This is a genomic window from Acinetobacter sp. GFQ9D191M, from assembly GCF_011174875.1.
Classification (GTDB): Bacteria; Pseudomonadota; Gammaproteobacteria; order Pseudomonadales; family Moraxellaceae; genus Acinetobacter.
Genome location: NZ_JAALGV010000006.1, coordinates 1 through 2,035, shown reverse-complemented (window position 1 = coordinate 2,035; position 2,035 = coordinate 1). Strand labels below are relative to the sequence as shown.

Genomic DNA, 2,035 nt, shown 5'->3' with positions numbered 1-2,035 from the left:
CAGACTAATTTCTGTAAATATCCCTCGTCTCCGGAGGTATGTCGCTTGAGGACCTTCGTGCTGAGTTGCTTCTAGGTCACTTTCCTGGTCTTCATAACTTCTGTGATCGACACGTTCATCAAATCCATTTTGTTCCAGGTGATGATTGCATAACTCTGCAAATGATTCTCTCCAGTGGCTTACAGTTTCTGTGCCATTGTCACGACTGAAGTCCCTATATTTTTTTGCTGAAAAGCCACCCTGCTCATTAATACTTCGGGTTGTGAACATGATGTGTGCATGGTAGTTGCGTTCATCACTTCCACTGTCTGTATGAGGTGCATGAATAGCAGCATCAACGATGACACCGTATTTTTTAACGAGGTTTCGGCAAAGTTCATTGAGCATATTTTCACGCTGTTCAGCGTTTAACTCACTGGGAAATGCAATCTCAAACTCTCTTGCAAGTAATGCATCTTTTCTACGTTCAACCTTTTCGACTTCATTCCAAAGTGTTTGGCGCTTGAGTAACTCAGTATTTGTATTTTCAGGTGCATAGATTTTTGTAAATTCGACACCAGTTTTTCTTGTGTAGTCTTGTTCTTTTCCATAAAAATCGCATACCAATTTTTCACTTGAACGATATGCAGCACAAGCAACGGCCGATCGTCCATTACCTCTACTAATCGTTTTAACTGAAAAATGATATATCGCCATTTTGCTTTTGCTCTTTATTTCGATTTATCGAAATTACCAACATGTATATGTTGGTCAGGGGATTACAAAGGGGATTTACCCCTTGTCGCACCATTGGATGAAATCCAATGGCTAAGTGCGCCCTTCGGGAAAACCACGATAGCATGGGCTGTCTTGAATTTCAATTCAAACAGACCTATGCTTGAGGGGGATTCCTTGATACGGTGATGGTATGAGTGTTGATAATTTAGAGCAAAAAATTGCAAAGCAAGAAGAACGCTTAAGACAGCTAAAAGAACAGAAAAAAGCTGCCATTGCACGTGAAAAAAAGAAAGTTTCTGATCAACAAAGAAAAGATGATACGAGACGTAAAATTCTACTGGGAGCTTGGGCTTTAAATAAATTAAAAAATGATGAATCGTTTAAGCAGCAATTAGCCGATTTTGAGCAATTTTTAAATACGGAAAATAAGACCGAAGAAAATAAGCAGAAAGATAAAGATCTTTTTAATGGATTTATTTGGGATAAGACCTAAATTTCGCATAAGAGATTTTATGTTAAATTTTTGGTGGTGTTTCAAAAAGTATGCTGGCATTAAACGAATCCATTATTGATATAAAAGAACGCTAAATCAAAGGCTTTGTAATGATTTTCAAGCTTTTTGGAGAAGTTGCAGCTTCTCCTAAAGCCTCGCCTGATCCGATGCCGTAATCGACAATTATTGCCTTCTATACCCACAGTGAAAAATTTACCAATCAACTGTTTGCATTCTTTAAAGGTCGTAACAAAGCTATCCCAATGGTCACTTGATATACATGTATAGCTTACACCTAACTGCTTCAATTTTAATTTAAGTCGTTTTGCAGTGGCTAAATCTCGGTTACCCCATACATAAGCAACAATTTCACCTGTTTCTCGATGATAGGCATAAATTAGCCATTGTTTATTTTGCTTATGACCAACAAAAGTCCAAAACTCATCTACTTCAAGGGTTTCATAATGACTTTGCTGTGCTCGAAGTTGATATTTTGATTGGCTAAGTGTCCGTAGAACTTTACCGATACTTACTCTTTCAATTTCTGCTATATCCCTGACACCACTGCCTCGCACCATGAGGTGTAATATTTTGGTTTTGATACCTGAGTGACAGCCTTGATAACTGAGAGCATGATCACCAATAAATTGACGTCTGCATATTTTACATTGGTAATTTTGCTTACCATCTACTTTTGTGCCATTTTTCTTTATACTGTCACTTAGGCAGGCTGGACACTTGATTTCTAGAGTTATTCGCATTTCTCTATTTTATCAAAATCCAACCTGCTTTTTTTCAGCATACTTTTTGAAACACCACCAAAAA

3 protein-coding genes are annotated in these 2,035 nt (G+C 37.6%); 1 reads left to right on the top strand and 2 read right to left on the bottom strand.

Translation table 11 applies throughout. The features are described from left to right. The coding region (gene mobQ, locus G5T77_RS01245; protein WP_166135813.1) for a MobQ family relaxase at window positions 1–696 on the bottom strand (696 nt) is incomplete at its 3' end. 211 nt (window positions 697–907) lie between these two features. Here mobQ and G5T77_RS01240 point away from each other — a divergent pair. Beyond that, window positions 908–1,210: a hypothetical protein gene (locus G5T77_RS01240; protein WP_163169824.1), complete on the top strand. Its 303-nt coding sequence runs from the start codon at window positions 908–910 to the stop codon at window positions 1,208–1,210. Window positions 1,211–1,269: 59 nt separating this feature from the next. On the opposite strand, the gene G5T77_RS01235 is transcribed toward G5T77_RS01240, so the two are convergent. Continuing rightward, on the bottom strand, window positions 1,270–1,971 hold the full coding sequence (locus G5T77_RS01235) for an IS1 family transposase (protein ID WP_154320143.1): 702 nt from the start codon (window positions 1,969–1,971) through the stop codon (window positions 1,270–1,272). Between the last annotated feature and the right edge of the window lie 64 nt (window positions 1,972–2,035).

Coding starts and splice junctions, on each gene's coding strand:
- G5T77_RS01240 (WP_163169824.1), top strand. CDS start 908: ATGAGTGTTGATAATTTAGAGCAAAAAATTGCAAAGCAAGAAGAACGC.
- G5T77_RS01235 (WP_154320143.1), bottom strand. CDS start 1,971: ATGCGAATAACTCTAGAAATCAAGTGTCCAGCCTGCCTAAGTGACAGT.